Here is a 26,245-nt window from a genome sequence, read left to right as displayed (position 1 = left end):
ACCGTCTCAGCGCAGTGTGCGGCCTACGACGAGCGACGCGGCCTTCTGGGGCTTGGCGGGTGAAACGTTTCCGCTCGGATCGGAGGTCGAGGTGACGAGACCACGATCTGCCCAGGCTTGAAGGTCGTTTATGGAATAAACGACGCGGCCGCCCAGCTTGCGATAGGTTGGACCAGTGCCATACGTACGATGCTTTTCAAGGGTGCGCTCCGATAGGCCCAAGAAGCGCGCTGCTTCCTCGGTGCGCAGGTATCGTGGCGGTAGATTGGCGGCTTCCTCGCCCATGATCGAACCTCCGTGCTCTCGCGGCGGCCGCTACGGATGAGCGGCGGCCTGCGGGTACGGTGGCGAAAGAAGGCCGGGCAGTTGTCGTGGAGATTTGGGGGGAGCCTAATTCCCACACCGTGATCGGATCGTCGTCCGAGGCCGGCGGTCTGCGGCGCATCGCATGGCGGGCTGAGCCGGTTAGCCGCGGCGGTGGCGATGCCGAAGGAGTTTACGGTAACCACCCTCGATCATGCGTCTAGCTTCGCGTAGCAGAGACATGGTTGCATGTCGGCGCGACGAGGCTTGCCATTCGTCGCGACTGACATCGCCGATATCGAAGATCACCTGCGCAATTGACTGCTGCGTGGCGCCGTAGCGGAAACCGTCGAATGCTTGGAGCATTCTGCGAGCTCTGGCACGTTGCTGGGCTGTCAACCGCGTGTCTGGTGGCACGGCGCGGTGATGAAGCGTCGCGAGAAGGCGTTCAACCGACTCCAGACGGTCGAAGCCGCTGATGTCGAGCGGGATGACCGCGACCAACGGGGTGCTCGTCGCCGACTCGCCGATCTGGATAAGCTGCAGCGATGGGACGTCAGCGTCATGCAGTCTGAAATCTGCGCCGATTGAATCAGATGCAAGCGGCGGCGGTAAGATCGCCGCTGTTGTCGTCGTCGCGAGAAGGTCTGGCGCCGTGTCGAGAATAACAGTGCTGGTATCGTCCGTAGGCGACCAAAGCACGGGAGCGGCCGGCGGCGGATCCAGCGGATCGACAGGGAAATCGCAACCCCCAACGGAGTCGGAAGTCTTCTAGATCTTGTTCGGGAGAGATGTCGCGATGCAGGAGCGCCGTGAAGTCACGGTCGTAGGCGTCATTGCGCCGAAGCCACTCCCAAGCAAGGTCAGACGCGCTCAGTCTATCGACGTGATCATAATTTGCCGAGGCTCGCCACTGAGAGGGATCCGGCGTCACAGCTTTGCTCCTCATCGTCTTCCGATCGAGTTCGGACTGACAATGATTACCGTGAGTTGCGTTGCGCGGAAGTCCAGGTTGAAGCAACAGGTGTTGCTCCCGAGGCATCGCGGGCGCTAACGGGCAAGGCTCTCTCTCGCGACTTCGCGGTAGCCGTGCTCGGACATCCAGCGCGCCCGTGCGAGGTGTGTCGCATGAACGCGACGGCAACGCTCCGGATCAGCGTCAGGATCGAGGCCGAACAACGTGCGTGTGGCTTCTCTCCAGTCGGCTCCGTCGCGCCATGAATCGATCAGGCGCAGGTACAAGGCCATATGCGCCCGGTCGTACGGCGTGAGAGCCGATCCCGTTGGTGCTTCATCCTTGAAGTCGTGCGTCGTCACCGCATCCCCCTGATGTCCGAAATATCCACTGTGGAGGGATTTGTTAACGATGATCTGACGCCGTTACGAATGCAAGCCGTGTCGCCGGACAATCGCGTCACGGCGGCGATATGCCGATAATCAGCGACGAACCTTATGATCGACAAGCATGACCCCTACGCCTTGGTCGGAGCTCAAGAAGACGATCCCATCTCGTTCCAAGGCTCGTCTCACCTCGTCGCGCGTGCTTTCGTAGATCCCGAGATTGCTCTCGGATTCCAATCGCTTGAGTGCGGTGAGGGATACACGGGCCTTGTCCGCGAGCGTCTCCTGTGTCCAACCCAGCAAAGCGCGTGCGGCCCGCGATTGTCGGGCGGTGATCATGCATGATCACCTCCCACTTGGACCTACGCGCACGCCAGAACTACGGCTATAATAGTCGCCTCTTAATGATACTTCCATCCGAATCGTGCTCTCGCGCCTGCCCGCGAGGCACTTTCACTGTGACTGATTCGGTCGCCTTTGGACGCCGAAGGCCCCGGCCTTTCGGCCGGGGCCTTGCGCCGGGCGTCAGTCGCCCCGGCGCCCGTTGGGGCGGGACCAGATCAGCGAGAAGGTGTCGCTGTCCTCGTCGTCGAAGAGGTTGGCGTAGATCGGGGCGTTGAAGCTCGGATCGTCGAGCTTGAGGCCCAGATAGTCGCGGCCCTCGTTGGAGCGCTTGGACCAGGCGGCGCCGATTTCGGCGCGGCCGACCAAGACCCGGTGGCTGGGGGCGTTCTCGCCGGTTGCGCGCTGGTCGGGAACGATGCGCACGTTCTTGGCCTGGACGCTGAGGGTGACGATTTCGCCGGTGAACTCGTTCGAGCCGGTCTTCTTGAAAGTGCCGATGGTCGCCATTGTAAGTCTCCGTTTTCCGTTTCCGAGCCCGCACCATTGCGGCCTCGATGGCGATCGGTTGGCCGGAGGCGATCGACGGCGCACCCCGCAGGGGCCTGACAGCTAAGGAGGGCTTTCTTGTCTCGCGAGGAATGGCGGCGCAGCCGGCAGGGGAAGAAAGTTTGACGCGGCTGTTGCGTCATAGGCGATCGGGGCTTTAGCCGGCCTTCGGCCAGATCAGGCCATTGAAGAGGCCGTTTGGAGCGGTCGAGACACGGTCACATGACGGAAGAGATGGCGGCCGTCCTGCATCGACAAACCGGCGCGTCGGCATGTCACCGGCTTCGTCCATCTCACGACAGGGGCCAGCACTGCTCTATCCTGACCTTCAGCCGCCGTTCGCAGGGGAGTGCCTCACCGGGTATTCTCTCGGCCGCTAAGACACGGGTCGCACGCAGGCAGCGCTTCAATGAGGGCCGTTTCTTCAGGACAGCGCCGATCCGCGCTTCATCGACCTATCGTCGCAAGAGGAGATGACGAAGAGGCCCCCCCGTAGCTCTGGCCCCTTGACGGGAATATGGGAGATCAGGCCCGTGCAAGGCCTCGGCCGGAAGGACCCGGGGCCGCCGCCATTCCCGCAACTCGTACAAGCGCGGTGATGCCGACAGCGACAGCGCCGATGACCGAGAACGTGATCTGCCATGCCTCAGATGGCATGAGGTGTTTCACGATGCCGTGGGTGGCGTGGAAGCCGGCAACAGCGGCAGGGGCGACGAAGACGATCGCTACGGTAAGCTTCAGCCACATCGGTTTGACGAAGGTGATCAGGAGCTGACCAGCGGCGAAGGTCGCGGCCGCGGCGACGAGGCCGACGGCGATCCCGCCGAGAACGCCTGCGCCGCTGCCGTGCGCCCACATTCCCACGGTTGCACCTACGAAGGTCGGCAGGGCGAAAATAGCCAGCGTGAATAGCAGCCAGCAGAGCACGCCGATTGCTGCGAGCGATCCGAGTATTCCGAGGATGATCATGACGGTGGCCTCCGTTCGAATAGGTTCAACGGTTTCGCCTGCCACCACCACCACGGCGCGATCGCACAATAGCGAAAGATAAAGGACGCCGGGAGCGGAAATCGCGAGCGACTTCCGCCTGGGGCAGCCAATTTTGCGGGGTCAGGGGGCAAACGGATCAATTTCATGGACAATCTCCGAAGCGCTGCCGTCGTATTCGCTGGCGGGCGTAACCGAAAGAGTGCCGTCACCGGCCTGGAAGATGACGATGGCTGCCATGAGCGTGGTGGCGAGGCTGAAGGCGAAGGCTTGGGCTTCGTTCGGGGACATCGGATCGGCTCCTGTCTTCGAGCGGAGGACCCTCCCCCGCTGACAGGCGCCCGAAGTGTCGGACTGGTCGCTGCAATCACCGCGCAGGCGCAGCCGGAGCGGCGGCATGCGCGCATAGCCGACCCTTTACGGGTTGATGGCGCCAAGCGACCAGTCCGGCCAAGGATTAGCGCATAGAAGCGGGGTGGTCCGCTCCGATCAGAGCGAGGTCGTGGTCGATGTTCACGCGAATGCGTTCCGAAGAATTGCTATCGCGAGAAACAGAGCGCCAATGGAAAGCACTACCGATCCTGAGACATAGGCGCACGCCGCAAGGTGCTGTCCGCGTTCGATCAGAAGTGCTACCTCAAGCGAGAACGCCGAGAAGGTGGTGAACCCGCCGATGATGCCTGTCGTGAGAAACAGGCGCGCATGCTGGGATAGCCCGCTGCGGAGCGCGAAATACTCGACGACGATCCCCATCAGGAACGAGCCGAGGACGTTGATGGTCAGCGTTCCGAACGGAAAACTGCTTGAGCCGAGCGTGCGAAGGGCCGTGACGTTGATCGCGTGCCGGGCCATGCCGCCGAGTCCCGCGCCGATGAAACAATCAGATAGTTCATGGTTGCCCTGTGCATGCGGCAACCAACAAGTCGAAGGCGAACACCTACCATCGACAGGCGGGTTGCCTGTGTTGGTAGGAGTCATCAGCCGGAACGGCGGTTATCGGGGAACTCCATCCCCGTCACCGTGCATGATATCGAAAGAGATCGGCTCTTGGTAGAGGTCGGGGCGGCGCTTACGCGCCGCCGAACCTCCAGACCGGGATGCCGAGCTTCTTGGCCTTGTCGGCGAGGTTGTCGTTGATGCCGGTGCCCGGGAAGTGGATCACGCCTTTCGGCACGATCTGCAGCATCTCGTCGTTGCGTTTGAACGGTGCGGCCCGGCCATGTTTCGTCCAGTCGGGTGCAAAGCCGATCTGTGGAACGTTGCGGGTCTTTGCCCAGAGGGAGGCGATCTTCTCGGCCCCTTTGGGGGATTTGCCGTGGATCAGCACCATGTCGGGATGCTTCGCGTGAACCTGATCGAGCTTGGCCGAGATGAGCTGGTGATCGTTGAAGTCCAGCCCGCCGGTGACGGCGATCTTCGGACCGGGAGGGAGGAGCACTTGCTGATCGGCGCGCTTCTTCGCCATCAGGAAGTCGCGGCTGTCGATCATCGCCGAGGTCAGATTGCGATGGTTGACCTTCGATCCGCTGCGCGGGAGCCATGACTTGCCGACGTGGCGTTCGTAATGTTCGGCAGCCTGGTCGCGCATCAGCTCGAAGGCGTTCTGGCGCTCGATCAGCGTCATGCCTTCGGTGATCAGGCGCTCAAGTTCGACCGACTTCACTTCGCTGCCGTCCTGTTCCCGCTGCGCCCGCTTCTGGGCCTGCTCGTTGTCGTCCAGTTCCCGACCGATCCGGTCGGTGGCGCGGTGAAATACGTTGGTGGTCGACCAGAGGAGATCGTCGAGGTCGGGTTCGAGGCGTGTGTCCTCCAAGGTGCTAATCAGGGCGTCGAAGATGTCGGCGACGGCGCCCGCGACTTGGTTGCCGTCGGGCAGAAGCCGTTGATCGGGCTCGTCGGCGAAGGGTCGGTAGCCGTGGAGCTGGAGTTCGTTGAGGACATGGTCGGTGGGTGAGGCTTCGTGGTGGGGTTCGTAATCGTCGTGATCACGCATGGGATGCTCCGTCGGTTGGACCGCGACCGTCGCGGCCTTCATGGCGACGAAGCCCACGGGCCGGACGGCCGGGCACCCGGAGCGCAAGCGCAGGGCTTGATGGCTAAGGCCGGCTATTTTGCCTCGCGATGGAAAGCGGCCTTCAGGCCGCGCCGGAAAATAGTCGGCCGCCGCCATTGCCCGGTTGGCCGGCTTGTGGGCCGATCGCCCTCTCGAAGGCCGAGGCGCGGTCCCCTCCGATGGATTGCCGCATCCGCTGAGCACGACGGCTAACCGCAGGCCCGTTCTCCTGCCGGCTATGCCGCCAATGCCATGAAGCGGACGACGTCCTGCGGCGCGACCTGCAAACGGGCTTCCATGCGCAGTGCGTTCAGGCCGAGCGTACGCAGATCCTCGTTGAAGTCTCCCAGCTCCGGCGAGATGACGATCGCTTCGATTCCGGCTGCGTGCGCTCGTTCGATCAGGGTGTCGCGCGCGCCGTCACCGGCCGGATCGTTGTCGCGGACGATGTAGAGCCGCCGCAGCGTGTCGGGGAACAGGATGGCGGCGAGGTGTGCCGCCGAGAGCGCTGCCAACATCGGCATGTCGGGTATAACTTGCCGGAGCGACAGGACGGTCTCGATGCCTTCGCCAGCCGCCATCACCTCGCCAGCGATGCCGAAGCGCACAGCGTTGCCGAGAAGATCGCCCATCGCCCGCCTCGGCGTGTCGATCGGCGCCTTGTCGCAGCGGCGGGGATCGAGCCAGGTGCGATGCGCCCCGGTGATCTTGTCGTCGAGGTCGGTGACGGACGCGATCATCGCCGGCCAGGTCTCGGTCGCTGCATGCTCGTCAGGGCGGTAATAGCAACGCGGGTGGAAATGCAGGCTTCCGGTTCCGCGTAAATCCGTAATGGCGCGTTCACGTAAATACGCTTGTACGAGCGTGCCGTAGATTGGCTGTGACATGTGAACGAGCCGGCGCGCCGCCTCGGGCGAACCATGCGGCGCCGGACTATGCCGCTGGTGTTCACGTTCTTTCGGCTCCGGGGGCGGCAAGCTGAGGAAGGTCCGCGCTTCGTCGACAACGTCCTTGAAATCGATCAGGCCGCAGCTTGCGCGGATGACGTCGAGAAGATCGCCATGCTCGCCGGTGGCTGCGTCAGTCCATTTTCCGGCGAGACCCTTGGGCGAGTCCTTGAGCCGGACATACATTGAGCGGCCGGGCGTGTTGCGCACATCGCCCACCAGCCAATAGCCGCCCTCGCGCCGGCCACTGCCGAGATAGTGGCGGCACACCGCCTCGGCTTGCCGGCCGAGACGATGCGAAAGATCGGAAGCATCCTGACGTGCCATCACGCAGCCTCCCGCTCGGAGATGCGCGCCACGGGGAAGGCGTCGAGCAGCTTGGCGAGGACGCCCGGGCCGGTGGCGTCCGCAGGCACGAAGAAGCGGAGCTTCCACGAGATGATCTCACTGAACAGGCCGTAGGCGCGCAGGCGATCCCGCATGGCCTCGGTGAAACCGGTCAGTTCTAGCCGATAGGCGCTCATGACGCGCGCGCGGCGAAGCTGAAGGCCATCGGCAAGATCGAGAATCGTCGTGCCGTCCATCAGCGCGGCGAAGGCCTGCTCCGTAGTCAGTGACGCGGCGCCCGTCGTCACAGCGTTCGCCGCCCAGGCGGGCGAGACGCGGCGACCGATGATGCGCTCGCCGGCATCGGTCTGGAGCCGGTAGACGCGTGTCGATTCGTTCGGCAGGCGCTTCCAGATCGGCAGCAACAGGCCGGCGACGATGTGGATCGTGCTGTCGGCAAATTCCGGCAGGTCGTTCACCTCCGCCCACCACGCTGCGGCGAAGACGGCGCGATCGGCTTCCTCCCAATGGCTCTCGTCCATCATGCGCAGCGGTGCGTAATGCTGCTCCATTGGGCGGAGCAGGCACACGCGTCGTTCGATTTCGCCATCGTCGAGCATCATTGACGGTGCGGGGATCTGCACGGCGGCGCGTCCCGAACGGCCGTTGACGAGGAGCCGCGCCCGGGGATCTGAAAGGTGATCGAGCGCGTCCGCCAGGCTCGTCGGCCGATTGCGCTCGCGCCGGGTGATGGTGAGCAGCCGCGTTTCCGCCCCGGTGCCCGGATGGGTATGGATCACCTCGCTGCCGGTGATGACGAAGCTCTCGGCCTGCAGCGTCTCGAGCCCGACGTCGTAGACGCCGCTGCGGATGGCGCCTTCGATCTTCGCCGTCAGGAGCTGCTCGAACGCGGTGAAGAGCACGCCCTGCAGATCGATGGTGAGCGCCAGCAGCCGATTGAGAAAGGTGGTGATGGGAGGCAGCTCGTCCTTGATGCCGTTGTCGTCCGTCAGCTTGAGCCCGGTGGCGGATTCGAAGCGGTGGAGCGAGCAGCCGTCGACCTTTCCCCGAACCAGCAGCAGATAGAGCTGGCGGAGCGCATTACGCGCGTAGGAGCTTTCGAGATTGTCCTCGGGCCGGAACAGGCCCTGTCCCCCGGTCTGGCGCTGGCCGCGCGTGATGGCGCCCAGCGTGTCGAGCCGGCGCGCGATCGTCGAGAGGAAGCGCTTCTCGGCCTTCACGTCGCTGGCGATCGGTCGGAAGAGCGGTGGCTGCGCCTGATTGGTCCGATTGGTGCGGCCAAGACCCTGGATCGCCGCGTCGGCCTTCCAGCCCGGTTCCAAGAGATAATGGATGCGCAGGCGCTGGTTTCGGGCGGCGAGATCGGCGTGATAGCTGCGACCCGTGCCGCCGGCATCCGAGAAGATGAGAACGCGCTTCTGGTCGTCCATGAAGGCGGCCGCCTCGGCGAGATTGGCCGATCCGGCCCGGTTCTCGACCGCGAGGCGCTCGCCCTTGCGCACCACGCGCCGCGAGCGTCCCGTCACTTCGGCGACGACGTCCGTCCCGAAGCGCTGGACGATCTGGTCGAGCGCCCCCGGGACCGGGGGCAGCGATGCGAGCCGCTCGATCAGCTCGTCGCGGCGGGCGACGGCCTCGCGGCTCTCGACGGGCTGGCCATCCCGATAGACCGGACGCGACGACAGATTTCCCTCGCTGTCGGAGAAGGGCTCGTAGAGCTGCACCGGGAAGGAGTGGGCGAGATAGTCGAGGACGTATTCGCGCGGCGTGATGTCGACCCGCACGTCGTTCCATTCGTCGGTCGGGATCTCGGCGAGGCGCCGCTCCATCAGCGCTTCGCCGGTCGAGACGATCTGGATGACGGCGGAGTGGCCGTCGGCCAAATCCTGCTCGATCGAGCGCACCAGCGTCGGCGTCTTCATGCTGGTCAGAAGATGGCCGAAGAAGCGCTGCTTGGCGCTCTCGAAGGCCGAGCGCGCGGCCGACTTCGCCTGCCGATTCAGCGTGCCGCCGTCGCCGGTGATATTGGCGGCTTGCATCGCCGCGTCCAGATGGTTGTGGATGATGGCGAACGCCCCGGCATAGGCGTCGTAGATGCGCGTCTGCTCGGGCGTGAGCTGATGTTCGACCAGCTCGTATTCGACGCCGTCATAGGAGAGCGAGCGGGCCGTGTAGAGGCCAAGCGCCCGCAGATCGCGCGCGAGCACTTCCATCGCCGCGACGCCGCCATTGTCCACTGCCTCGATGAATTCGGCGCGATTGGCGAAGGGGAAATCCTCGCCGTCCCACAGGCCGAGCCGCTGGGCATAGGCGAGATTGTGGACGGTGGTCGCACCCGTCGCCGAGACGTAGACGATCCGGGCGTTCGGAAGCGCGTGCTGGAGCCGCAGCCCCGCACGTCCTTGCTGCGATGGGGCGACGTCGCCCCGTTCACCCTTGCCGCCGCCGGCGTTCTGCATCGCGTGGCTCTCGTCGAAAATGATCACTCCGTCGAAGTCGGAGCCCAACCATTCGACGATCTGCTTGACGCGCGAAAGCCTTTCGCCGCGGTCGTCGGACCGTAGCGTGGCATAGGTGGTAAATAGGACGCCTTCGCCAAGCCGGATGGAGGTCCCCTGCGGGAAACGCGAGAGCGGCGTGACCAGCAGGCGCTCCATGCCGAGGGCTGACCAGTCGCGCTGAGCGTCTTCGAGCAACTTGTCGGACTTCGAAATCCAGACCGCTTTGCGGCGGCCCTGAAGCCAGTTGTCGAGGATGATGCCGGCCGACTGGCGGCCCTTGCCGGCGCCGGTCCCGTCGCCGAGCATGAAGCCCCGGCGGAAGCGGATGGCATTCGGCGCGTTATCCGGCGCGGCGCTAACAAGATCGCCGGTCTCATCCACGGTCCAGGCACCGGCGAGGAATTCGCCATGGGCTTCGCCGGCATAGATGACCGTCTCGAGCTGGGCGTCGGACAACACGCCGTCGGTGACGATCGCGGTCGGAAGCGTCGGGCGATAGCTTGGCTTCGGTGGCGCGACAGACGCCATTGCGGCCGATTGCACCAAATTGGTGGGATGGGGCTGAGCGTCCGGGATGCGGATCGACTGCAGCGCATAGGATTCGTAGATCGAGTCCGACAGGCGGCCACCCTCGGGTGGCGTCCACGCCACGGTCTCATAGTCGAGCGGCGCACCCTCGATCTGCGTAGTGCGTCGGGCGGGCGCGCCCGACGCGGCCCGGGCGAGATAGCCGCGCACGGTGCGCGGCGCGGACTCGGGCGCTTCTTTCGGCAGTGTGACTGCGAGCCGTGGCGGGACATGCCGCTCGATCCAGGCGAGCAGGGTCGCCACATCAGGCGCGATACCGGCGGTTTCGGGAAAGCGGGCCGGAATTTCGGCGGGTGCCTTATCGATGACGGTCAGGCGCGTCTCGATGGTCGTGCCGTGCTTGGCATAGACCGAGCCCGCTATCGCTGCGGTGAACACGACGCGACCGCGTTCCTGAAGGCGGACGAAGCTGTCCCGCCAGGCTGGAAGCTCGGGCGAGAAATTGGCGCCGGTGATCGCGACCATCCGGCCGCCCGGCGCGAGCCGCGCCAGCGCCGACGTCATATGGCGGTAGGCGGCGTCGGCTACGCGCCCCGAGACGTTCGCCATGACCGAAAACGGCGGGTTCATGATGACAACACTGGGGATGGCGCTGCGATCGAGATGATCGTCGATCTGGGCTGCGTCGAAACGCGTGACGGTCGTTGCTGGAAAGAGAGATGCGAGCAAATCGGCGCGGGTCTCGGCCAGCTCGTTGAGGATGAGATTAGCACCGGCAATCTCAGCGAGGACCGCGAGCAGGCCCGTGCCGGCCGAGGGCTCCAGCACCCGGTCGGCGGGTGTGAGCGATGCGGCGGTCAACGCCGCCAAACCGAGGGGCGTCGGCGTCGAGAATTGCTGAAAGGCCTGGGTTTCCTCGGACCGGCGCGTGTGGGTCGGCAACAGGCCGGCGATCTTGGCCAGCGCGGCGAGCCGTGCAGTCGGAGACGCAGCTTTGCGGAAAAGCGGCTTTCCGTATTTGCGCAGGAACAGAACGGTCGCCGCCTCGCAAGCCTCGTAGGCCGTCTTCCAATCCCAGGCGCCGCCGGTGTCGGACGCACCAAAGGCCTGTTCCATGACGGAGCGCAGGATGGCGGCGTCGATGGGCCGGCCCTGTTCGAGATGCGGAAGGAGATATTCGGCGGCGGCGAGAATGGCGGCGGCCGGCGGCGCGTGGGACGCGAGCGGGAGCGAGGCCGCCGAAGCGGGTTCCTGGATCGGAGCGTGAAGCATGGAAGATACCTCGAAAGAGCGAAAGACGGGCGAGCCGGCCCGGCGCTCTCTCTCGACCGGACGGGCTCAACCCGTCCCGGCCGACCTCTCACTCTGGTGCGGTCGACGCGCGTCGTCATCGATCCGGCTTCCGGCGGACGCGATGGGACGCTAGTCTCAGTTGGGAGAATTGGCCGCGGCGCGCCCTTCGACAGGCTCGCCGCGCCTGGCGAGGAAGGTAGGCGGCATGAAGGGAAGCGTGATCGGCATCATTGCGGCCGGATGCCTGGCAGTCGGATTCGGCGCAGGCTTCGTTCTCCGGCCGGTGATTTCGCCAGTCTCGGCATCGCCGGCCATCGCTGCCGGCGTGGCGCAGCCGAGCGAGGAAGAAGCCACGGCCGCGGTAAGGCGCCATCGCTTGTTCACCGGCACATCGCTGGAGCGGGCGACGCTGAAGCTCGGCGACTGCTCGCCTGGCGGTGTCGGACCCGGCGTGACCTGTATGACGCAGCTTGTCATGGACCCGGCGAAGACCGGTGCGGCTCCGCAGAACCGTCCGATCGGCTTCGCCCGGGTCAACGGCCAGTGGGAGGTCGCGGTCTGGTAGGGCGGCGATCGCGCTCAGGTCAGGCTTCCGGCGGACGATAAAGCTCGAAGGGGTTGCCGTCGGCCAGGTGACCGAAGGGCGTAAGCATATAGTCATCACCCTCGCGCCCCACGGCGCAGATGACGTAGGGCGTCTCGCCGGTCGCGACCTCGGTGCATTCCATGAGCGCCAGGTCACCGCTGGTCGCGGCGTTTAGCAACGTTTCGAAGTTGGTGCGGGCATGAGCGGGGATGCTCATCGGGCATCCCCGTCGGCAAGGCGGTCCGCGAGCCAACGTCCGGTGCTCAGCCACTCGACCGTCGCGCCAGTTGAAAGTTCAAGGACATGGGCGCCCCCGTAGAACCCGTCGACGACAGGGTTGGAGGCGATGGTGGCCCATTGAAACCCCCAGCGCCCGGTCAGCCCAAAGGCTTTGGCGCAGCGCGTCACGAAGGTGATCGCGAGTTGCTGGTCGGCGCTGCCCGGGTCGCGCAGCCAGAGCCGGGCCGGCCCATACTCGGGCGTCAGCGAGAGCACAAACGGCTCGGCCGGCGGGTCCTCGCGGGCGTTCTCGGCCATCAACGCGGTGTAGATGTCGAAGGCGCGCACAGCGTTCGGGGGGGTGCCGACGTCGAGGAGGCAAGAAAAGCGGGTGAGAAAGTCGGTCATGGCGGGCTCCAGAAACGAAAAAGCCCGGCGCTTGGCCGGGCTCGGGAGGGTTCGGATTGTGGTCGGGCTAGTAGCCGAACTGCCAGGACGGCCAAGATTGGCCGTCGTCGGCGGCTCGCACGGCATCGTCGAGATAGGCGGGGTCGCCCTCGACGACGATGGGATCGCGGACCGGCGTCTCGTCGATGACGGCGACGCGAGCAACGAGCCCGTCCTCGACCTCGACATGCACGGGCACGAGATATTGGAAGACGACGCGTCGGGGCGCCGGTGGGGATTGCAACTTGGCGCAGCTCCTTGGTTGGAAGGATAGGCGGAGCGACCGGAGCCGCTCCGCTCTAGCGATCACTCGGCCGCGACGAGGTGGCGTTCGTCGTCTTCGCCGGCGGGCTCCTCGTCATCGCCCGCGAGGAAGTCGGGCAGCGCAGCACCCTCATCCTCGCCGCCGGTCTGGATCTCCGGCGCGGACGCATCGGCCTCGGCGACCAGGCGGAGCGGCTCCGGGAGCCATCCGGTGTCGACCAGCAGGCGCTCGGCCTCCTTGGCCATGTCGCCCTTCTTCAGATGGTCGATGAGCTGCGCGGCCTGCTCGCCGGCGCCCTCACGAACCGCCTGGAGGATGCGGGGCTTGGTGACCCGGTTGAGATAGTTGCCGAAGGTCGGACGCCAGCCGGCCTCGACGAGATCGAGTCCGGTCGCCTTGGTCAGGCGGTCGGCTTGGGTGAGCCGCATGTCGAGAGTGTGCTGGGACACGCCACCGGCGCTGTGCGGGTTCGGCCGCTCATAGAGCGCGTTGATGCCGAAGCTGACGCAATGCGCCAGGAGCGCCATCCGGCTGGCATCGTCCAGGCCCGCGAGCCAGTCCCACAGCGCGTCGTCGTCCTTCGGGATGTCGCCCGCCCATGCGGTATGGCGATCCTGCACGGCGCGCGCGGACGGGCTGTCCTTCAGCCCATCGTCCTGGGCGGGGAAGAAGATGTGCTTCACCCCGGCTTCCATGGCGCCCGTATACATGCGGGTCATGAAGCTGTCCGAGACGAGCTTGTGCAGCAGCGCGGTCATGGCGACGTGGGGGTTCTCCGCGACGGCGTTCCGCAGCGCGAGTGTGCGATAGGCCGTTAGCTCGATCACGAGACGCTCCGGTAGCGGCTTGATGAGGTCGTCCTCCTCGTCCTCCTCGGGTTCGGCTGGCTGGCCGCCGATGGTGATGATCGCGCGCTGAACCGCGGGTTCGCCCGGATCGCCGCCAGCATCCACGCCGGCCTCGCCCTCGGGCTTGATCGGCGCTTCGTCCTCGGCCCGCACGTAACCGCGATCGATGTCGAGGCTGCCGTCATGCGCGATGCTGATGAACACGCCCGCGCGCGCGATGTCGTCCGGCTCGAAACGCACCGGCCGGGTCTCGAACGCGGCGAGAGCCGTCTCGATCTCGCCGAGGCGCTGGTCGACCTCGTCCGGCAGCTCGTCGGCGCCCTCATATTCGCCCTCAAGCTTCTGATATTCGGCGTTGAGCGCGTCGATGGTGGCCTGTTCCTCGGCCGAGATGTCGAGCGGTTCGCCTTGCAACTCGCGCAGGCCCCGCGCGGCGTCATAGGGGAAGCTGACCGCCACTTCGATCCACTTCCAGCCTTCGGCGGCGATCGTCCCTGCCGTCGCCTTCAGCTTCTCGGCGACCAGCCGGTCGAGCAGCGCGGGGTCCTGCAGCCAACCGCCATCGTCGGACTGGAAGAGATCGCGCATGATGACGCCGCCAGCCGCCTCGTAGGCGTCGAGCCCGACAAACACGGCTCGCTTGTCCGAAGCGCGCACCGTTGTCTCGGTGAGCATGCGCCGGATCTGGTACGGCTCTTTCGACCAGGAGTCCTTGATCGCCTCCCAGACCTGCTCCTGGCGAACATGGTCGTTCGAGACGGTGAAGGCCATGAGCTGCTCCAGCGTCATGCCATCGTCGGCATAGATGTCCAGCAGCGTCGGTGAGACCGCTGCAAGGCGCAGCCGCTGCTTCACCACCTGAACGCTGACGCGGTGGGCGGCAGCGATATCTTCTTCGGGCGTGCCCTTGAGGCGCATATCCTGAAAGGCGCGGAACTCGTCGAGAGGATGCAGCGCGGCGCGCTCGGCATTTTCTGCGTAGGACACCTCTTCGGCGAGGATCGGATCGTCGACCGGACGGACCACGCAAGGCACGAGGGCGGTCTTGGCGAGGCGCTTCTGCTTTACCAGCAGGTCGAGCGCCCTGAAGCGGCGGCCGCCGGCGGGCACCTCGAACATCCCGGTCTCGTTGCCGTCGCCATCGACCACGGGCCGGACGTTAAGGCCCTGGATAAGCCCGCGCCGGATGATCGAGGCCGCCAGGTCCTCGATTGAGACGCCGGCCTTCACGCGCCGAACATTCGACTGGCTCAGGACCAGTTTGTTGAAAGGGATGTCGCGCGAAGACGACAGGACGATCTTTTGAGCTGCACTAGCCATCGGGATTTACTCCGCGACGGGCGGCCGAGAGCCTCTCTCTCGACCTCCAACCCGTCACGAAATCCCGGCCCTCCTCTAACTCTCTCATCTTCCACTGTCGGCCAGCGGCCGATCGGACGACTTCACGCTCGTCTTGACACCATCGCTTTCGGAGAATGTCGAGCCCGACTATAATAGTCGTCGTAGAGACTGTTCGACGTCACTTCCCTTCGTCGGGCGGGATGCCGACGCTGGAGTTGATCGGAGACCGATAATGAGCACGACGGGCTGTTGAGGACGCGCTAAGGGGATTGCGCCGTTGGTTTGCGAATCTAGTGCAACGAGGCGCTAACCTGAGGCTATCGCGGGTGGAGCGCGCCATGATCGGCGCAAATGGCAAGGCGCTGACGATGTTGGTCACGGCGCTGCAGGCTCGCGGACATCTCAAGGTCGAAGAGTTCGCCGACACGCTGGCTGTGTTCAGCGTAGTGGTTGGGGAGGATAATGACCTTGAAGGGATGCTGCTCGCCGCGTGGGCGGGGATGATGAAGGAGAGTCTTTAGCGTAGAAAATGGGCAACCGGCCACGCGAAGAGACGCCGCGCGTTTGCGCGGCGTCTCTCGATAGGACGTGGAATGTGGTCGGCGGCAGAGGCCGCATTAGCCATCCCTGCGACTGGCGCGATGGGCTGCGTAGAGCACGCGCTCGGCGGCCCGGATGCTTCCGGTCCTTCGCGCCGCCTCGGCCCAGGCGGAGATCGGGAAAAGGCCCTCGAACAGGATGTCGCGCTCGATGCCAAGGCCGAGCGGTAGGCTCACCTCGGCCATTTCCGACAGGCTGAACGATCCCAACTCAGGTTCGCCGAGATCGGCTAGACCGAACAGTGTGTCGCCGTCGGCATCGAGTTCGGTCGCCAGCCATACCCCCTCGCCCAAGGGGTTGAAGAACTTCACCACGGGGATGGGATCAGCGTCGCGATCGCGGCCGTTGGCGAGGAGCTGCTCGCGCAGCTCGGTGGTGAGAAGGATCATGCCGCCCTCCTGTCGATCGAAGGGCCGGCTTGGTCGTCGCCCGGCAGGAAGCCGAGCAGCCAGTCCGCTGCCTTGCTCGCCTGCGATGCGGCGCGGACGATGGCGCGATTGTCTTCGCGCAACACCTCCAGCCACGAGCCGATATAATCGGCATGTCTGACGGTGGGTACGATGCCGATGGAGGCGCAACAGAAGGCGGCGTTCATCTCGGCTATCAACTCTTCGAACGCGTACTTCTTGGTGCCAAAGCCGCCTGACAGGTCGCGGCCCAGCCGCGAGGCGTGGCCGCTGGCGTGACCCATCTCGTGCAGCGCCGTGCGGTGCCAGTTGATCGGGTCGTAGTAAGCTTGCGGCGGCGGAACCTGCACATAGTCGAGCGCTGGGGCGTAGAAGGCGCGGTTGCCGCCGATGCGGAAATCGATGCCGGTGGCCTGGATCAGCGCCTCGACCCGGGGTTCGATCAGGCCCGGCGGCGGGGGAGGAGTGACGATTGCGACATCCTCAGGCAGGTTCTCGCACTGCGCGCTGTTGAAGACCGTGAAGCGCTTCAGGAACGGGATCGCCTGGGCGTCTTCGCCCGTGTCTCGCGCGCGTCGTTTCTCGTCGTCAGGTATGAAGCGGTCGGCGTATACCACGGTCGTGCCGCGCTCGCCCTTGCGGACGTTGCCGCCGAGCGCGAGCGCTTGGCGGAAGGTGAGCCAGCTCTGCCCGGGAAAGCTATGTTCGATGACGGCGCCCCACAGGATCAGCACGTTGATGCCGGAATAGTGCCGGCCTGTAGAGCCGTTCCGCGGCATGGCGAGCGGCGCCTTCGCCGCCGCCGTCCCCCATGGCTGGACCCACGGGACGCGGCCGACCTCCAGCTCGGAGATGATCTTGCCGGTGATTTCGTCATAAAGGCTCGTCCGATCCTGGCCGGCGCGAGCGGATGTGGTTTTTCTGGACATCGCGGATCTCCGCGACGGGCGCCGGGAGCCTTTCTCCCAGTCCTCAACCCGTCACGGCAAAGCCGGTCCGCACTCTCACTCTAGGGGTGTTGCGGGGCAGGCTGTGCAAAAACTCTATGGCCGTGCCGGCTGCATGGGACATCCTGCCCCAAAGCCGACTCTCGGAATTACTGTTCGGGGTGGTGAGCGGACCTCCGTCTCGCTGGACCACACAAGCTTCGCAAGGCAAGGTTGAGGATGGTTCGATCTTTCGCAGCAGCGCTCGCCGCCATACTCCTTATGGCGGGGCAGCGTTCCGAAGCTGCCGTCATTCAACGGGACCTTCAGATACGCCGCGCCGATAGCAGCACCCTGAACGTCGAGGTCTACGACCGTGGCCTTGGAGCGGCGGATCGAGCTTTGGTGGTCGTGCAGGGTTCCACCTGCAACACCACGCAATCTCTGAAATGGTTCGATCAGGTTATGCGCGGGGCCGCAACCCGGTGGGTGGTGGTTGTGGCGAAAGACGGCTCGTCCGGAAACGGCGCGTGCGGCGCTGGATACGAGGCACACGCCACCGAGGAGGCGCGGTGGTTCGATCATCTAGTGGCGCTTCGCCGTGTAAAGCAGGAGCTACACCTCCGTAGCGACGGTGCTTTTCAGTTGCTCGCTGTCTCTGCTGGCGGACTGACCGCGTGCGCTGTCGCGGGAGCCACTCAGGATGTGAGCGCCGTCGCCCTACTCAGCACAGGCGGCGGGATCACGTTTGAGCAAGAACTTGGAATCTTGACCAAAGGCGACCCCCGTTTCGCGGAACGGCGCCGCCGGGTCCAAACCGACCCACGGCTAGGGCAAACGTGGATGGGAGACACCAACCCGGAAATCTGGTGGTGGTCAGTGCTGGATAAGCGCTGCTTGCCGCTACTCGACAACTATCGTGGGCCGGTGTTCGTCGCACATGGGCTAAGCGACACTTCCACGCCCATTGAGAGCGCGCGGTCCTTGGTGGAGAGCCTGAAGGCTCGCCGTCTGGATGTGACCAGCGTCGAGTTGCCGACTGAGCATGATCTCGGACTTTCTACCCTGCCTGCGAATGAGAACGGCATCGGACGTGCGTTGGCTTGGCTGAAGACCCATTGACTGGGCCGAAGCCCATCTGAATGTCCGCAATTGATGACGTGGACGGCTCTCCACCAACCGCGGGAGCATGGTGCTCCTGCAACAGGAGGAGAGCGATGGGTCAGGTGGTTACGGTCGGTCTGGATCTCGCCAAGTCGGTGTTCCAGGTCCACGGCGTTGATGCGGCCGGTCAGGTCGTTGTCCGGCGCCAGATCAGGCGCTCGCAGCTTCTGGCGTTCTTCGCGAAGCAGCCGGCCTGCGTGATCGGCATGGAGGCCTGCGCCTCCTCGCACCACTGGGCGCGCGAGCTGACTGCGCTCGGCCACGACGTGAAGCTGATGCCGGCGCAGTACGTGAAGCCCTACGTCAAGCGGGGCAAGAACGATGCGGCGGATGCGGAGGCGATCTGCGAGGCGGTGACCCGTCCGACCATGCGGTTCGTGGCTATCAAGAGCCCTGATCAGCAGAGCGCAATGATGCTGCATCGGGTCCGGCTGGTGCTTTGTCGCCAGCGGACCCAGCTCTCGAACGCCCTGCGCGCCCACCTGGCCGAGTTCGGCGTCGTCGCCCCGGCCGGGCGCCTGGGGCTGGAGCGGCTGCTCGAGATCGTCGCCGACACAGCTGACGAGCGGCTGCCGGCCGCGGCGCGGCCCTGCCTGCAGATGCTGGCCGACCAGCTGGCCATGGTGAAGCGCCAGATCCTGGAGAACGATCGCCGCATCATGGCCGACGCGCGCCGGACCGAGCTCGGCCGCCGGCTGATGGAGATCCCCGGCGTCGGCCCGCTGCTGGCCAGCGCCTTCGTGGCGAGCGTCGCCGATCCGGGCGTCTTCCGGACAGGGCGCGACCTGGCGGCCTGGATCGGCCTCGTGCCGCGACAGAACTCCAGCGGCGGCAAGGAGCGGCTGGGCTCCATCTGCAAAGCTGGCCATCGCTATCTGCGCCAGATGCTGGTCGTCGGCTCCATGGCGGTGATCCGGCACGCCGAACGCTCCGCGACGCGCCGTCCGTGGCTAGCGCAGCTGCTGGCGCGCAAGAAGGCCAAGGTCGCCGCGGTCGCGCTGGCCAACAAGATCGCCCGAACGGTCTGGGCGATGATGATGACCGGCGAGCGCTACCGAGCGCCGCTGGCGGCATGAGCTAGGCGCGGCAAGCGCCGACGAGCTTGGGAAGGGCGAACTGGAGTTGATGCAGAAAGCCGGTTGAAACCGCCGGACCGGGAGACCCCGCTACGACCCTGCACTTCGAGTGCGCGCAATTGGTCGGGACCCGGTACGCGCGATCAAGGCATTATGGCCCGCGGCCCTAAGCGCCGCAGTGACAGGCCGAACACATGGCCGCACCGACCAGCTCTGCAGAAGCCCACATCACCCTTGCCACCGGAGAGCCGTCCACACAGGGTCGTGAAGCGACATTGGCTCCAATCCGGAAAGCCGACATTCAGCGGTTCTTTGACAATGTCGGCTTCCAAGCCGTGACCTAAAGACCGGTTTCGACCCATCGCTGACGTTGAGAACGTCTGCTTAGCGGCTCTCGGTCGGGGTTGCGGCTTGCGAAGCGCTTAGCCGCCGTCTTCGCGCTCGCCTTCGCTTGCAAGCTCCGGATGCCTGCGGATGAGGTCGAGGCGATCGGCGGCCAGCTTCTCCCAATGCTCCGCCATCGACAGCAGCTGCTCGCGCTGCTGCGCCCCCGCCATCTGAGCCGCGAGGTCACGGCAATCCCTGGCGTGCTCGCGGTATTCCGAGGCTTTCTTCATGGTCTAGGCGCCCGAACGGCAGCGAGCCTCGACCCACGAATGCACCATCGTTGCACCGGGGCGCAACCTGGAAACCGCCGTGAAGCGACTGGCGCGGATAACGCGGTATTTTTCTGGATATGAGCTTCGGGAGCCGCTAAGCGCCGGCGTCCGAGATGTCCCGGAGCTTGCCGTGCCTGAGTTGATCAAGTCGCAAGAACCCCACGCCGACATTTTCGTGGGCGACGGCGAGATGGCGCAGCTGATGCGCGCCCACGACTGGGCAGCTACCTCGCTCGGGCCACCCGAGGCTTGGCCCAATGCGTTGAAGGTCGCGCTGCGGCTGCTGCTCACCTCACGCTTCGAGATGTGGCTGGGCTGGGGCCCGGACATCAATTTCTTCTACAACGACGCCTATCGCCCGACGCTCGGCATCAAGCACCCGGCCTCGCTGGCCAAGCCGACCAAGATCCTTTGGGCGGAGATTTGGGACGACATCAAGGACCGGCTTGCCACCGTCTATGAGAAGGGCGAGGCCACCTGGGACCGGGCGCTGCTGCTGCTCCTCGAGCGCAACGGCTATCCGGAAGAGACCTACCATACCTTCTCCTACAGCCCGTTGATCGGCGACACGGGCCGGGTCGAAGGGGTGTTCTGCGCGGTCTCGGAAGAGACCGACCGGGTGATCAGCGAACGTCGCCTGGCTTCGCTGCGCCTGCTCGCGTCCGCGCTCGCGACCGCCGACAACCGCGAGGCGGTTCTCGGCTGCGTCGAGCAGGTGCTGGCGCAGAACCTTCGCGATCTGCCGTTCAGCGTGACCTACGTTTTCGACGGCGAGGGGAAGGCGCGGCTGGCGAGCGCATCAGGAATCCAGCATGACCACCCGTTCGCGGCCGATCTGATCGATAACGAGACCGCCGCCTGGAGCCTCGCACGCGTGTGGAATGGGGCCGCCGAGCAGGTCGTCGACTTGCCGGAAGACGCGCAGCTGCCCTCCGGCGCCTGGGACAAGGCGCCCATTCACGCTGCGATCGTCCCCTTGATTGGGCAGGGCGCCGAGCGACCGCTGGGCGCCATGCTCGTGGGGCTCAACCCCTACCGGCCGAAAGACGACGAATATGTCCCGTTCCTGAAGTTGCTGGCGGGCCAGATCGCCTCAAGCCTTGCCAGTGCGGATGTGTTCGAGGCCGAGCGCCAGCGCGCGGCCGTCCTGGCCGAGGCGGTGCGTCTGCGCCAGGAGGCCGCCGACGCGCTGACACGCGCCAACGCCCAGCTCACCAGTGAGGTCGAGGCACGGACGGCGGAGCGCGACCGTATCCGCGAACTGTTCCGTCAGGCGCCGAGCTTCATGGCCATCCTCAGCGGCAAGGACCATGTCTTCGAACTGGCCAACGACGCCTACATGCAGCTGGTCGGACACCGCGACCTGATCGGACGTTCGGTGCGCGAGGCTCTGCCGGAAGTCGACGGCCAGGGCTATTTCGAGCTGCTCGATGGCGTCCTCCATAAGGCCGAGCCCTTCATCGGTCGCAACCTCCGGGTTGAGATCCACCGCAATGGCAGCGGCGAACTGGAAGAGCGCTTCGTCAATCTGGTCTACCAGCCTGTCATCGAGGCGGACGGCACGGCCTCGGGCATCTTCGTCAACGGCTTTGACGTCACGCACCAGAAGCGCGCCGAAGACCAGCTCCAGCAGATGAACGAGACCTTGGAGCAGCGGGTCGCCCAACGCACCGAGGAGCTCGGCCAAGCGCTGGACCGGCTTCAGCGCGAGACCACGGAGCGCCAAGCCGCCGAGAACGCGCTTCGTCAGGCGCAGAAGATCGAGGCGCTCGGCAAGCTCACGGGCGGCGTCGCCCACGACTTCAACAACCTGCTGCAGGTGATCAGCGGCAACCTGCAACTGCTCGGCAAGGACATCGCCGGCAACCTAAGGGCCGAGACGCGGGTGCAGAACGCCCTAGCGGGCGTCGCCCGCGGCTCCAAGCTCGCCTCTCAGCTGCTCGCCTTCGGACGGCGCCAGCCGCTTGAGCCGAAGGTCGTCAACGTCGGCCGGTTCATCAAGGGCATGGACGACATGCTTCGGCGGGCCTTGGGCGAAGAGATCGAGGTCGAGACCGTCGTCTCGGGCGGGCTTTGGAACACCCTCGTCGACCCCGGGCAGATCGAGAACGCCATCCTCAACCTGGCCATCAACGCGCGCGACGCGATGAACGGCCACGGCAAGCTGACAATTGAGGCTGGCAACAGCCTGCTTGACGGTGAGTACGCGCGCCAGCACGACGACGTCACGCCGGGGCAGTACGTGATGATCGGCGTGACGGACACCGGCGCCGGCATGTCCGCCGACGTGCTGGAAAAGGTCTTCGAACCCTTCTTCAGCACCAAGCCCGAAGGCAAGGGCACGGGCCTCGGCCTCTCGATGGTCTACGGCTTCGTCAAGCAGTCGGGCGGCCACATCAAGATCTACAGCGAGGTGGGCGAAGGCACCACGGTCAAGCTCTACCTGCCCCGGGTGCTGCAGACGGAGGACGTGCTCGCCGACACCAGCAACGTGCCCGTGCGCGGCGGCACCGAAACGGTGCTCGTGGTTGAGGATGACGACGACGTGCGTGAGACCGCCGTCGGTCTGCTGTCCGAGCTCGGTTACCGGGTGTTCAAGGCTCGCGACGCCGCCAGCGCGCTCAGCGTGATCGAGAGCGGACTGCCCATCGATCTTCTCTTCACGGACGTGGTCATGCCCGGGCCGCTCCGCAGTCCCGAACTTGCCCGCAAGGCCAAGGAACGGCTGCCGAACATCGCGGTGCTGTTCACCTCAGGCTACACGGAAAACGCCATCGTCCACGGCGGTCGGCTCGACCCGGGGGTGGAACTGCTCGGCAAGCCCTATACGCGCGAAGCCCTGGCGCGGAAGGTGCGGCACGTGCTGGGCAACGAGGCCCAGCATCGCATCGCCGAACAGCAGTTGTCGCAGGCCAAGGCGCGGCCGCCTCAGGAGCCGTCGCCGAGCGCGCCGACGGTGCTCTTGGTGGAAGACGACGACCTCATCCGATCCAGCACTGCGGAGATCCTCACGGACGCCGGCTTCGTCGTGGTCGAGGCGGCCGACGCTGATGCGGCGTCGAAGGCCATGGCGGCCTGCCCTGTCGACATCCTGCTTGCCGACGTGGGTCTGCCGCGCGTCTCCGGCATCGACCTCGCCCACCAGGCGGCCGGTCGCCACCCGAGGTTGAAGATCATCTTCGCCACAGGCGACGACGTGCCCCGGGAGGACGCCGCCCGGCTTGGCGCCTCGCTGCTGATGAAGCCCTACAGCCCCGACGATCTGAAGGCCGCGATCAACAATGCGATGGAGGGCGCGGCGAGCGGCGGCTGACCGAAGGCAACGGTGAACAGCTGGATCGGCAAGGTGCGCCGCGCCGGGTCGAGCGACGAGGGTCAGGACGGGTGAACCAGATATCGCAGGGCGGCGTCTTCGGCGACTTTGCGACAGTGACCGCCTCCGCCCTTCGGTAGGGTGCTGCGCCGTTAGAAGCCTTTGATCAGAGACCTTATGCACCACGACGCTGATGCCTGCCGCGTCAAGGCCGACGAACACGAACGTCGCCGCCAAAGTAGGCCTGCAGGCGCCGGTTCCGATGCCAGATGCGCAGTCGCGCGGATGCACTTCCGCTTCACGGCGCTGAGCCAAGGTCCGCAAACCACCCATCTCAGACGTTTAGAGCGTCTGTTAATGCAAGGCTTGAACGTCCGCCTGTCGGCGCGGGGTCAAAGACTGCTACCGACCTCTAGCGGACTAACACCCAGCACGCTCCGCATGTCCGGCAGGCGCCAGAAGCCGACCTTAGACATCATCTCAGTTCCGGAGTCGTGAAGTCGTGGGTAGGCTTCTCTCAGGCGATGCCGAACCCGCTGGTTACGACGGATGCCCGCAGCGGCGGCTCTTCCGGGCCGCCGCTGCCCCTCCGCCCCAATCCGATGAACGGCGATGCATAGCGCGACTAGACCGATCTTATCGCGTCAGGCACTGACCGCTTGAATCAGCTGGGATTGCGTCGGATGAGCGAAACAGGATGGCATGTCTGGGTCGAGCTTAGCGGCGACATTATCGTTGCGCGCCTTCGAGGCGATCTGACCGAGAGCCACATCGCCGATGTTCAGGCGAAGGTTCTGGTTTTACTGGGTGAAACAGAGCGACGGCGAGTGCTCTACGATGCCCTGGAGATGGACCCGCCGAGCATCGAGATGACGGTTGCGCAGCAGCAGATGAGCGAACAGCTTCATCGGAAAGGTGTACGCGTTGCGATCCTGGTCCCCAACACCCGAATCGCCTACCTCGCCCGGATCGCGTTTGGGCAAGGTGATCATCGCGTGTTCTACAACGATCTTGCAGCCGCGGTGACTTGGCTAACGCAGGACACCGCCCACTGATCGCCGGCTAGGGCGTCCGCTATGGTGCGTAGCGGGCACCAACACCAGGCCCACGAGCCGACCTTCTGAAGGTCGCTTCAAAGTCAGGATTCGTCATCCGAAGGGCGCAACGCCAACGACCGCTACCCACCCCGTACGGTATTTCGGCGGGTCCGCTTCGGGGCAGACCCGCCAGGCCCATCAGAAGTCGAGCTGCTCGGATATCTCAAGAGCATCGTCGACCTCGATGCCCAGGTAGCGAACGGTGCTCTCCAGCTTACGGTGGCCAAGCAGCAGCTGACAGGCCCGCAGGTTTCCCGTCTTCTTGTAGATCATCGCTACCTTGGTTCGTCTGAGGCTATGGGTGCCATAGCTCTGCGTATCGAGCTCGACCATCTTCACCCAGGTTTTGAGCAACCGAGCATATTGCCGCGTTCCGATATGTGAACCGGCATGGCTGCGGCTGGGGAATAGCCAGTCATTCGATAGCTTACCCCTCTCCGTCAGCCAGACTCGTAGGGCGTCACGCGTCGCTTCAGTGAGCTCGAACGGCACGGGGCGGCCAGTCTTTTGCTGGATGATCGTCGCCCTAGAATGGATGACGTCACCGCTCGCAACGTCACTCACCCGCAGTCGCACGAGATCGCAGCCGCGGAGTTTTGCATCAAGGGCGCAGTTGAACATGGCCAGGTCACGTGCGCGGCCGAGCTGCTTGAGTTGCTGGCGGATCGCCCAAATGTGCTTCGGCTTGAGTGGGGACTTCGCCCCTACGATGCGGCCGGCGTTCCAAGGCTTTCTCGGCAGACGGAATAGATCAGATTGAGTCATGGGATCTCCTCGAAGAAGTCTCCCCCAGCCCTGGCTCTGAACGAGCGAGCCAGTGAAAATCACAAGCCCAAAATGGCCGTCCCGATGTCGATCTGGCGCTTCAAAGTGCAGGCGAAACACTGCAGAATCAGATGGTTCGGTTCTCTTGGACGGAGGCGCCAATGAGCTTCATCGAAGGCCCAAGCCGAGCCGAAGTCAGCCTGCTCCCGCCTTGCATCGACGACTACGTGCCGGCCAATGCGCTGGTGCGGGTCGTGGACGCGTTTGTCGACAGCTTGGATCTCAGTGAGTTGGGTTTCGACCGCACTGTCGCAGCGGCCACGGGCCGTCCAGGCTTTCGGCCTGGTGACCTGCTGCGGCTCTACATCTGGGGCTACCTCAACCAAGTGCGTTCATCGCGCATGCTGGAGCGCGCCTGTGTCCGAGACCTTGAGGCCCTGTGGCTGATGAGGCGGTTGGCGCCGGACTATCGGACGATCGCTGCCTTCCGGCACGACAATCCCGAAGCGATCGTCCGCACCAGCGCCGCCTTTATTCAGTTCTGTCGCGAGCAAGGCCTGCTCGGTGGGCGGATGGTTGCGTTGGACGGCACCAAGATCCGTGCTGTCGCCAGCCCGAAGAACATCGCGGGCGCTGACCGCCTGGCAAGAGACATAGCGCATACCGAAGGTGAGATCGCCTATTACCTCGACCGTCTCGACGTGATGGATGAGCAGGTGGCGAAAGGCTTTGACGACCAGCCCGCTCATCGCGAGGCCTTCAGTCAGGCAGTCGCAGCGCTGAAGCGCCGCAAGGGGCGGCTCACCAAACGCCAGACTGAACTCGCGGAGCGAGACGAAAAGGTCCTGGTCTTTGGCGAGCCTGAGGCAAAACCGATGGGTTACGCGCACGCGCCGAAGCTTCCGGCCTATAACCTTCAGAGCGTTGTCGATGTGGAGAGCGGACTGATCGTTCATCACGACGTCTGCAACGACGCCAATGACAGCCACCTCCTGCATCCGATGGCCGTCGGGGCGAAGGAGGTTCTGGAGACCGACGAGCTGTGGATCGGCGTGGAAAAAGGACCCCGGTAGCGGGGTGATCGGCGTCGAAAAAAGACCCCTCATCCCGGTGGCCTAGGCTGCACGCTTGGCGGTGTGTCAGGCGGCGAGATCGGGATGTTGGTATTGGAGACGGTGTTGAGGATCCGACGCGAGCACGCGTCGGGGAAGGCCATCAAGGCGATAGCGCGCGACCTGCATCTGTCGCGTGGTGTGGTGCGTAAGGCGGTTCGGGCGCCGGAGGCGGACATGGCCTACCGGCGAGAGGTTCAGCCGTTACCGAAGTTGGGACCGTTCCAG

At 65.0% G+C, this 26,245-nt stretch carries 27 protein-coding genes, 1 pseudogene and 1 riboswitch; of the genes and pseudogenes, 8 read left to right on the top strand and 20 right to left on the bottom strand.

All coding sequences use genetic code 11. From position 1 onward, the window contains the following. Window positions 1–6: 6 nt before the first annotated feature. From HJG53_RS13005 to HJG53_RS12955, 12 genes are all read right to left on the bottom strand, one after another. Window positions 7–285, bottom strand: a complete 279-nt coding sequence (locus tag HJG53_RS13005) for an AlpA family transcriptional regulator (RefSeq protein WP_171131270.1) — start codon at window positions 283–285, stop codon at window positions 7–9. Window positions 286–465: 180 nt separating this feature from the next. Beyond that, window positions 466–1,005 carry a DUF2285 domain-containing protein gene (locus HJG53_RS19175; RefSeq protein WP_217352832.1) on the bottom strand — a complete coding sequence of 180 codons (540 nt, stop codon included), beginning with the start codon at window positions 1,003–1,005 and terminating at the stop codon, window positions 466–468. Continuing rightward, the gene (locus HJG53_RS18790) at window positions 896–1,252 is read right to left on the bottom strand and encodes a DUF6499 domain-containing protein (protein WP_254447765.1); all 357 of its coding nucleotides are present in this window, start codon (window positions 1,250–1,252) and stop codon (window positions 896–898) included. Before HJG53_RS18790 ends, HJG53_RS19175 begins: the two co-directional genes overlap by 110 nt. Before the next feature lie 101 nt (window positions 1,253–1,353). Further along, window positions 1,354–1,620, bottom strand: coding sequence for a DUF2285 domain-containing protein (locus tag HJG53_RS12995; protein ID WP_099957446.1), 267 nt, complete (start codon window positions 1,618–1,620; stop codon window positions 1,354–1,356). 120 nt (window positions 1,621–1,740) lie between these two features. Then, complete coding sequence (locus tag HJG53_RS12990; protein WP_168073986.1) at window positions 1,741–1,983, bottom strand: helix-turn-helix transcriptional regulator; 243 nt, start codon at window positions 1,981–1,983, stop codon at window positions 1,741–1,743. A gap of 186 nt (window positions 1,984–2,169) precedes the next feature. Beyond that, window positions 2,170–2,496 carry a DUF736 domain-containing protein gene (locus HJG53_RS12985; RefSeq protein WP_099957448.1) on the bottom strand — a complete coding sequence of 109 codons (327 nt, stop codon included), beginning with the start codon at window positions 2,494–2,496 and terminating at the stop codon, window positions 2,170–2,172. 564 nt (window positions 2,497–3,060) lie between these two features. Beyond that, a complete protein-coding gene (locus tag HJG53_RS12980; protein ID WP_168073983.1) occupies window positions 3,061–3,504 on the bottom strand; it encodes a hypothetical protein in 444 nt (147 codons plus the stop codon). Window positions 3,505–3,645: 141 nt separating this feature from the next. Further along, window positions 3,646–3,813: a hypothetical protein gene (locus HJG53_RS12975; RefSeq protein ID WP_168073981.1), complete on the bottom strand. Its 168-nt coding sequence runs from the start codon at window positions 3,811–3,813 to the stop codon at window positions 3,646–3,648. Between the two features lie 222 nt (window positions 3,814–4,035). Continuing rightward, the gene (gene crcB, locus HJG53_RS12970) at window positions 4,036–4,437 is read right to left on the bottom strand and encodes a fluoride efflux transporter CrcB (RefSeq protein WP_254447764.1); all 402 of its coding nucleotides are present in this window, start codon (window positions 4,435–4,437) and stop codon (window positions 4,036–4,038) included. A 46-nt stretch (window positions 4,438–4,483) separates the two neighbouring features. Then, window positions 4,484–4,545: riboswitch (Fluoride riboswitch) on the bottom strand. Window positions 4,546–4,591: 46 nt separating this feature from the next. Further along, window positions 4,592–5,515: a DUF2493 domain-containing protein gene (locus HJG53_RS12965; RefSeq protein ID WP_171131568.1), complete on the bottom strand. Its 924-nt coding sequence runs from the start codon at window positions 5,513–5,515 to the stop codon at window positions 4,592–4,594. 296 nt (window positions 5,516–5,811) lie between these two features. After that, a complete protein-coding gene (locus HJG53_RS12960; RefSeq protein ID WP_171131266.1) occupies window positions 5,812–6,849 on the bottom strand; it encodes a toprim domain-containing protein in 1,038 nt (345 codons plus the stop codon). Beyond that, complete coding sequence (locus HJG53_RS12955; RefSeq protein ID WP_171131264.1) at window positions 6,849–11,171, bottom strand: strawberry notch family protein; 4,323 nt, start codon at window positions 11,169–11,171, stop codon at window positions 6,849–6,851. The genes HJG53_RS12960 and HJG53_RS12955 overlap by 1 nt, the downstream gene beginning before the upstream one ends. Window positions 11,172–11,397: 226 nt before the next feature. Here HJG53_RS12955 and HJG53_RS12950 point away from each other — a divergent pair, with 226 nt between their 5' ends. Further along, the gene (locus HJG53_RS12950) at window positions 11,398–11,757 is read left to right on the top strand and encodes a hypothetical protein (RefSeq protein WP_171131262.1); all 360 of its coding nucleotides are present in this window, start codon (window positions 11,398–11,400) and stop codon (window positions 11,755–11,757) included. Between the two features lie 19 nt (window positions 11,758–11,776). Here HJG53_RS12950 and HJG53_RS12945 read toward each other — a convergent pair whose 3' ends face one another. From HJG53_RS12945 to HJG53_RS12930, 4 genes are all read right to left on the bottom strand, one after another. Continuing rightward, window positions 11,777–11,995 carry a DUF6117 family protein gene (locus HJG53_RS12945; protein WP_171131260.1) on the bottom strand — a complete coding sequence of 73 codons (219 nt, stop codon included), beginning with the start codon at window positions 11,993–11,995 and terminating at the stop codon, window positions 11,777–11,779. Then, window positions 11,992–12,405: a hypothetical protein gene (locus tag HJG53_RS12940; RefSeq protein WP_171131258.1), complete on the bottom strand. Its 414-nt coding sequence runs from the start codon at window positions 12,403–12,405 to the stop codon at window positions 11,992–11,994. Before HJG53_RS12940 ends, HJG53_RS12945 begins: the two co-directional genes overlap by 4 nt. 67 nt (window positions 12,406–12,472) lie before the next feature. Then, a complete protein-coding gene (locus HJG53_RS12935) occupies window positions 12,473–12,688 on the bottom strand; it encodes a hypothetical protein (RefSeq protein WP_171131256.1) in 216 nt (71 codons plus the stop codon). Window positions 12,689–12,750: 62 nt separating this feature from the next. Further along, window positions 12,751–14,877, bottom strand: coding sequence for a ParB/RepB/Spo0J family partition protein (locus HJG53_RS12930; protein ID WP_171131254.1), 2,127 nt, complete (start codon window positions 14,875–14,877; stop codon window positions 12,751–12,753). Between the two features lie 359 nt (window positions 14,878–15,236). On the opposite strand from HJG53_RS12930, the gene HJG53_RS12925 reads away from it, so the two are divergent. Further along, on the top strand, window positions 15,237–15,419 hold the full coding sequence (locus HJG53_RS12925; RefSeq protein WP_171131252.1) for a hypothetical protein: 183 nt from the start codon (window positions 15,237–15,239) through the stop codon (window positions 15,417–15,419). 96 nt (window positions 15,420–15,515) lie between these two features. Here HJG53_RS12925 and HJG53_RS12920 read toward each other — a convergent pair whose 3' ends face one another. Continuing rightward, a complete protein-coding gene (locus HJG53_RS12920; protein ID WP_171131250.1) occupies window positions 15,516–15,887 on the bottom strand; it encodes a DUF2958 domain-containing protein in 372 nt (123 codons plus the stop codon). Continuing rightward, on the bottom strand, window positions 15,884–16,834 hold the full coding sequence (locus HJG53_RS12915) for an ArdC family protein (protein ID WP_171131248.1): 951 nt from the start codon (window positions 16,832–16,834) through the stop codon (window positions 15,884–15,886). The genes HJG53_RS12920 and HJG53_RS12915 overlap by 4 nt, the downstream gene beginning before the upstream one ends. 279 nt (window positions 16,835–17,113) lie before the next feature. On the opposite strand from HJG53_RS12915, the gene HJG53_RS12910 reads away from it, so the two are divergent. Then, the gene (locus tag HJG53_RS12910; protein ID WP_217352831.1) at window positions 17,114–17,953 is read left to right on the top strand and encodes a S9 family peptidase; all 840 of its coding nucleotides are present in this window, start codon (window positions 17,114–17,116) and stop codon (window positions 17,951–17,953) included. A gap of 95 nt (window positions 17,954–18,048) precedes the next feature. Beyond that, on the top strand, window positions 18,049–19,071 hold the full coding sequence (locus tag HJG53_RS12905; protein ID WP_171131245.1) for an IS110 family transposase: 1,023 nt from the start codon (window positions 18,049–18,051) through the stop codon (window positions 19,069–19,071). Window positions 19,072–19,493: 422 nt separating this feature from the next. Here the strand turns inward: HJG53_RS12905 and HJG53_RS12900 are convergent, their stop codons facing one another. Beyond that, entirely contained in the window at window positions 19,494–19,688 is a 195-nt protein-coding gene (locus HJG53_RS12900; RefSeq protein ID WP_171131243.1) for a hypothetical protein, read from the bottom strand. Window positions 19,689–19,920: 232 nt separating this feature from the next. On the opposite strand from HJG53_RS12900, the gene HJG53_RS12895 reads away from it, so the two are divergent. Both HJG53_RS12895 and HJG53_RS12890 read left to right on the top strand, forming a co-directional pair. Continuing rightward, window positions 19,921–23,043 carry a response regulator gene (locus HJG53_RS12895; protein ID WP_171131566.1) on the top strand — a complete coding sequence of 1,041 codons (3,123 nt, stop codon included), beginning with the start codon at window positions 19,921–19,923 and terminating at the stop codon, window positions 23,041–23,043. Between the two features lie 683 nt (window positions 23,044–23,726). Then, window positions 23,727–24,098, top strand: a complete 372-nt coding sequence (locus tag HJG53_RS12890) for an STAS/SEC14 domain-containing protein (protein ID WP_171131241.1) — start codon at window positions 23,727–23,729, stop codon at window positions 24,096–24,098. Between the two features lie 180 nt (window positions 24,099–24,278). Here HJG53_RS12890 and HJG53_RS12885 read toward each other — a convergent pair whose 3' ends face one another. Then, window positions 24,279–24,905: a tyrosine-type recombinase/integrase gene (locus HJG53_RS12885; protein ID WP_171131239.1), complete on the bottom strand. Its 627-nt coding sequence runs from the start codon at window positions 24,903–24,905 to the stop codon at window positions 24,279–24,281. Window positions 24,906–25,066: 161 nt separating this feature from the next. On the opposite strand from HJG53_RS12885, the gene HJG53_RS12880 reads away from it, so the two are divergent. Both HJG53_RS12880 and HJG53_RS18390 read left to right on the top strand, forming a co-directional pair. Continuing rightward, on the top strand, window positions 25,067–25,978 hold the full coding sequence (locus HJG53_RS12880) for a transposase (protein WP_217352830.1): 912 nt from the start codon (window positions 25,067–25,069) through the stop codon (window positions 25,976–25,978). An 84-nt stretch (window positions 25,979–26,062) separates the two neighbouring features. Continuing rightward, window positions 26,063–26,245 (top strand): annotated as a pseudogene (locus tag HJG53_RS18390) (IS21 family transposase); the annotation flags it as partial.

This window comes from Sphingomonas sp. ID1715, assembly GCF_013044515.1.
GTDB lineage: Bacteria > Pseudomonadota > Alphaproteobacteria > Sphingomonadales > Sphingomonadaceae > Sphingomonas_B.
Note: the sequence above shows the minus strand (reverse complement) of the source record. Positions and strands in the feature narration are given on the sequence as shown.

Coding starts and splice junctions, on each gene's coding strand:
- HJG53_RS12880 (WP_217352830.1), top strand. CDS start 25,067: ATGAGCTTCATCGAAGGCCCAAGCCGAGCCGAAGTCAGCCTGCTCCCG.
- HJG53_RS13005 (WP_171131270.1), bottom strand. CDS start 285: ATGGGCGAGGAAGCCGCCAATCTACCGCCACGATACCTGCGCACCGAG.
- HJG53_RS12940 (WP_171131258.1), bottom strand. CDS start 12,405: ATGACCGACTTTCTCACCCGCTTTTCTTGCCTCCTCGACGTCGGCACC.
- HJG53_RS12950 (WP_171131262.1), top strand. CDS start 11,398: ATGAAGGGAAGCGTGATCGGCATCATTGCGGCCGGATGCCTGGCAGTC.
- HJG53_RS12920 (WP_171131250.1), bottom strand. CDS start 15,887: ATGATCCTTCTCACCACCGAGCTGCGCGAGCAGCTCCTCGCCAACGGC.
- HJG53_RS18790 (WP_254447765.1), bottom strand. CDS start 1,252: ATGAGGAGCAAAGCTGTGACGCCGGATCCCTCTCAGTGGCGAGCCTCG.
- HJG53_RS12890 (WP_171131241.1), top strand. CDS start 23,727: ATGAGCGAAACAGGATGGCATGTCTGGGTCGAGCTTAGCGGCGACATT.
- HJG53_RS12900 (WP_171131243.1), bottom strand. CDS start 19,688: ATGAAGAAAGCCTCGGAATACCGCGAGCACGCCAGGGATTGCCGTGAC.
- HJG53_RS12885 (WP_171131239.1), bottom strand. CDS start 24,905: ATGACTCAATCTGATCTATTCCGTCTGCCGAGAAAGCCTTGGAACGCC.
- HJG53_RS12945 (WP_171131260.1), bottom strand. CDS start 11,995: ATGAGCATCCCCGCTCATGCCCGCACCAACTTCGAAACGTTGCTAAAC.
- HJG53_RS12910 (WP_217352831.1), top strand. CDS start 17,114: ATGGCGGGGCAGCGTTCCGAAGCTGCCGTCATTCAACGGGACCTTCAG.
- HJG53_RS12990 (WP_168073986.1), bottom strand. CDS start 1,983: ATGATCACCGCCCGACAATCGCGGGCCGCACGCGCTTTGCTGGGTTGG.
- HJG53_RS12895 (WP_171131566.1), top strand. CDS start 19,921: ATGGCGCAGCTGATGCGCGCCCACGACTGGGCAGCTACCTCGCTCGGG.
- HJG53_RS12960 (WP_171131266.1), bottom strand. CDS start 6,849: ATGGCACGTCAGGATGCTTCCGATCTTTCGCATCGTCTCGGCCGGCAA.
- HJG53_RS12930 (WP_171131254.1), bottom strand. CDS start 14,877: ATGGCTAGTGCAGCTCAAAAGATCGTCCTGTCGTCTTCGCGCGACATC.
- HJG53_RS12955 (WP_171131264.1), bottom strand. CDS start 11,171: ATGCTTCACGCTCCGATCCAGGAACCCGCTTCGGCGGCCTCGCTCCCG.
- HJG53_RS12980 (WP_168073983.1), bottom strand. CDS start 3,504: ATGATCATCCTCGGAATACTCGGATCGCTCGCAGCAATCGGCGTGCTC.
- HJG53_RS12925 (WP_171131252.1), top strand. CDS start 15,237: ATGATCGGCGCAAATGGCAAGGCGCTGACGATGTTGGTCACGGCGCTG.
- HJG53_RS12975 (WP_168073981.1), bottom strand. CDS start 3,813: ATGTCCCCGAACGAAGCCCAAGCCTTCGCCTTCAGCCTCGCCACCACG.
- HJG53_RS12985 (WP_099957448.1), bottom strand. CDS start 2,496: ATGGCGACCATCGGCACTTTCAAGAAGACCGGCTCGAACGAGTTCACC.
- HJG53_RS12915 (WP_171131248.1), bottom strand. CDS start 16,834: ATGTCCAGAAAAACCACATCCGCTCGCGCCGGCCAGGATCGGACGAGC.
- HJG53_RS12965 (WP_171131568.1), bottom strand. CDS start 5,515: ATGCGTGATCACGACGATTACGAACCCCACCACGAAGCCTCACCCACC.
- HJG53_RS12905 (WP_171131245.1), top strand. CDS start 18,049: ATGGGTCAGGTGGTTACGGTCGGTCTGGATCTCGCCAAGTCGGTGTTC.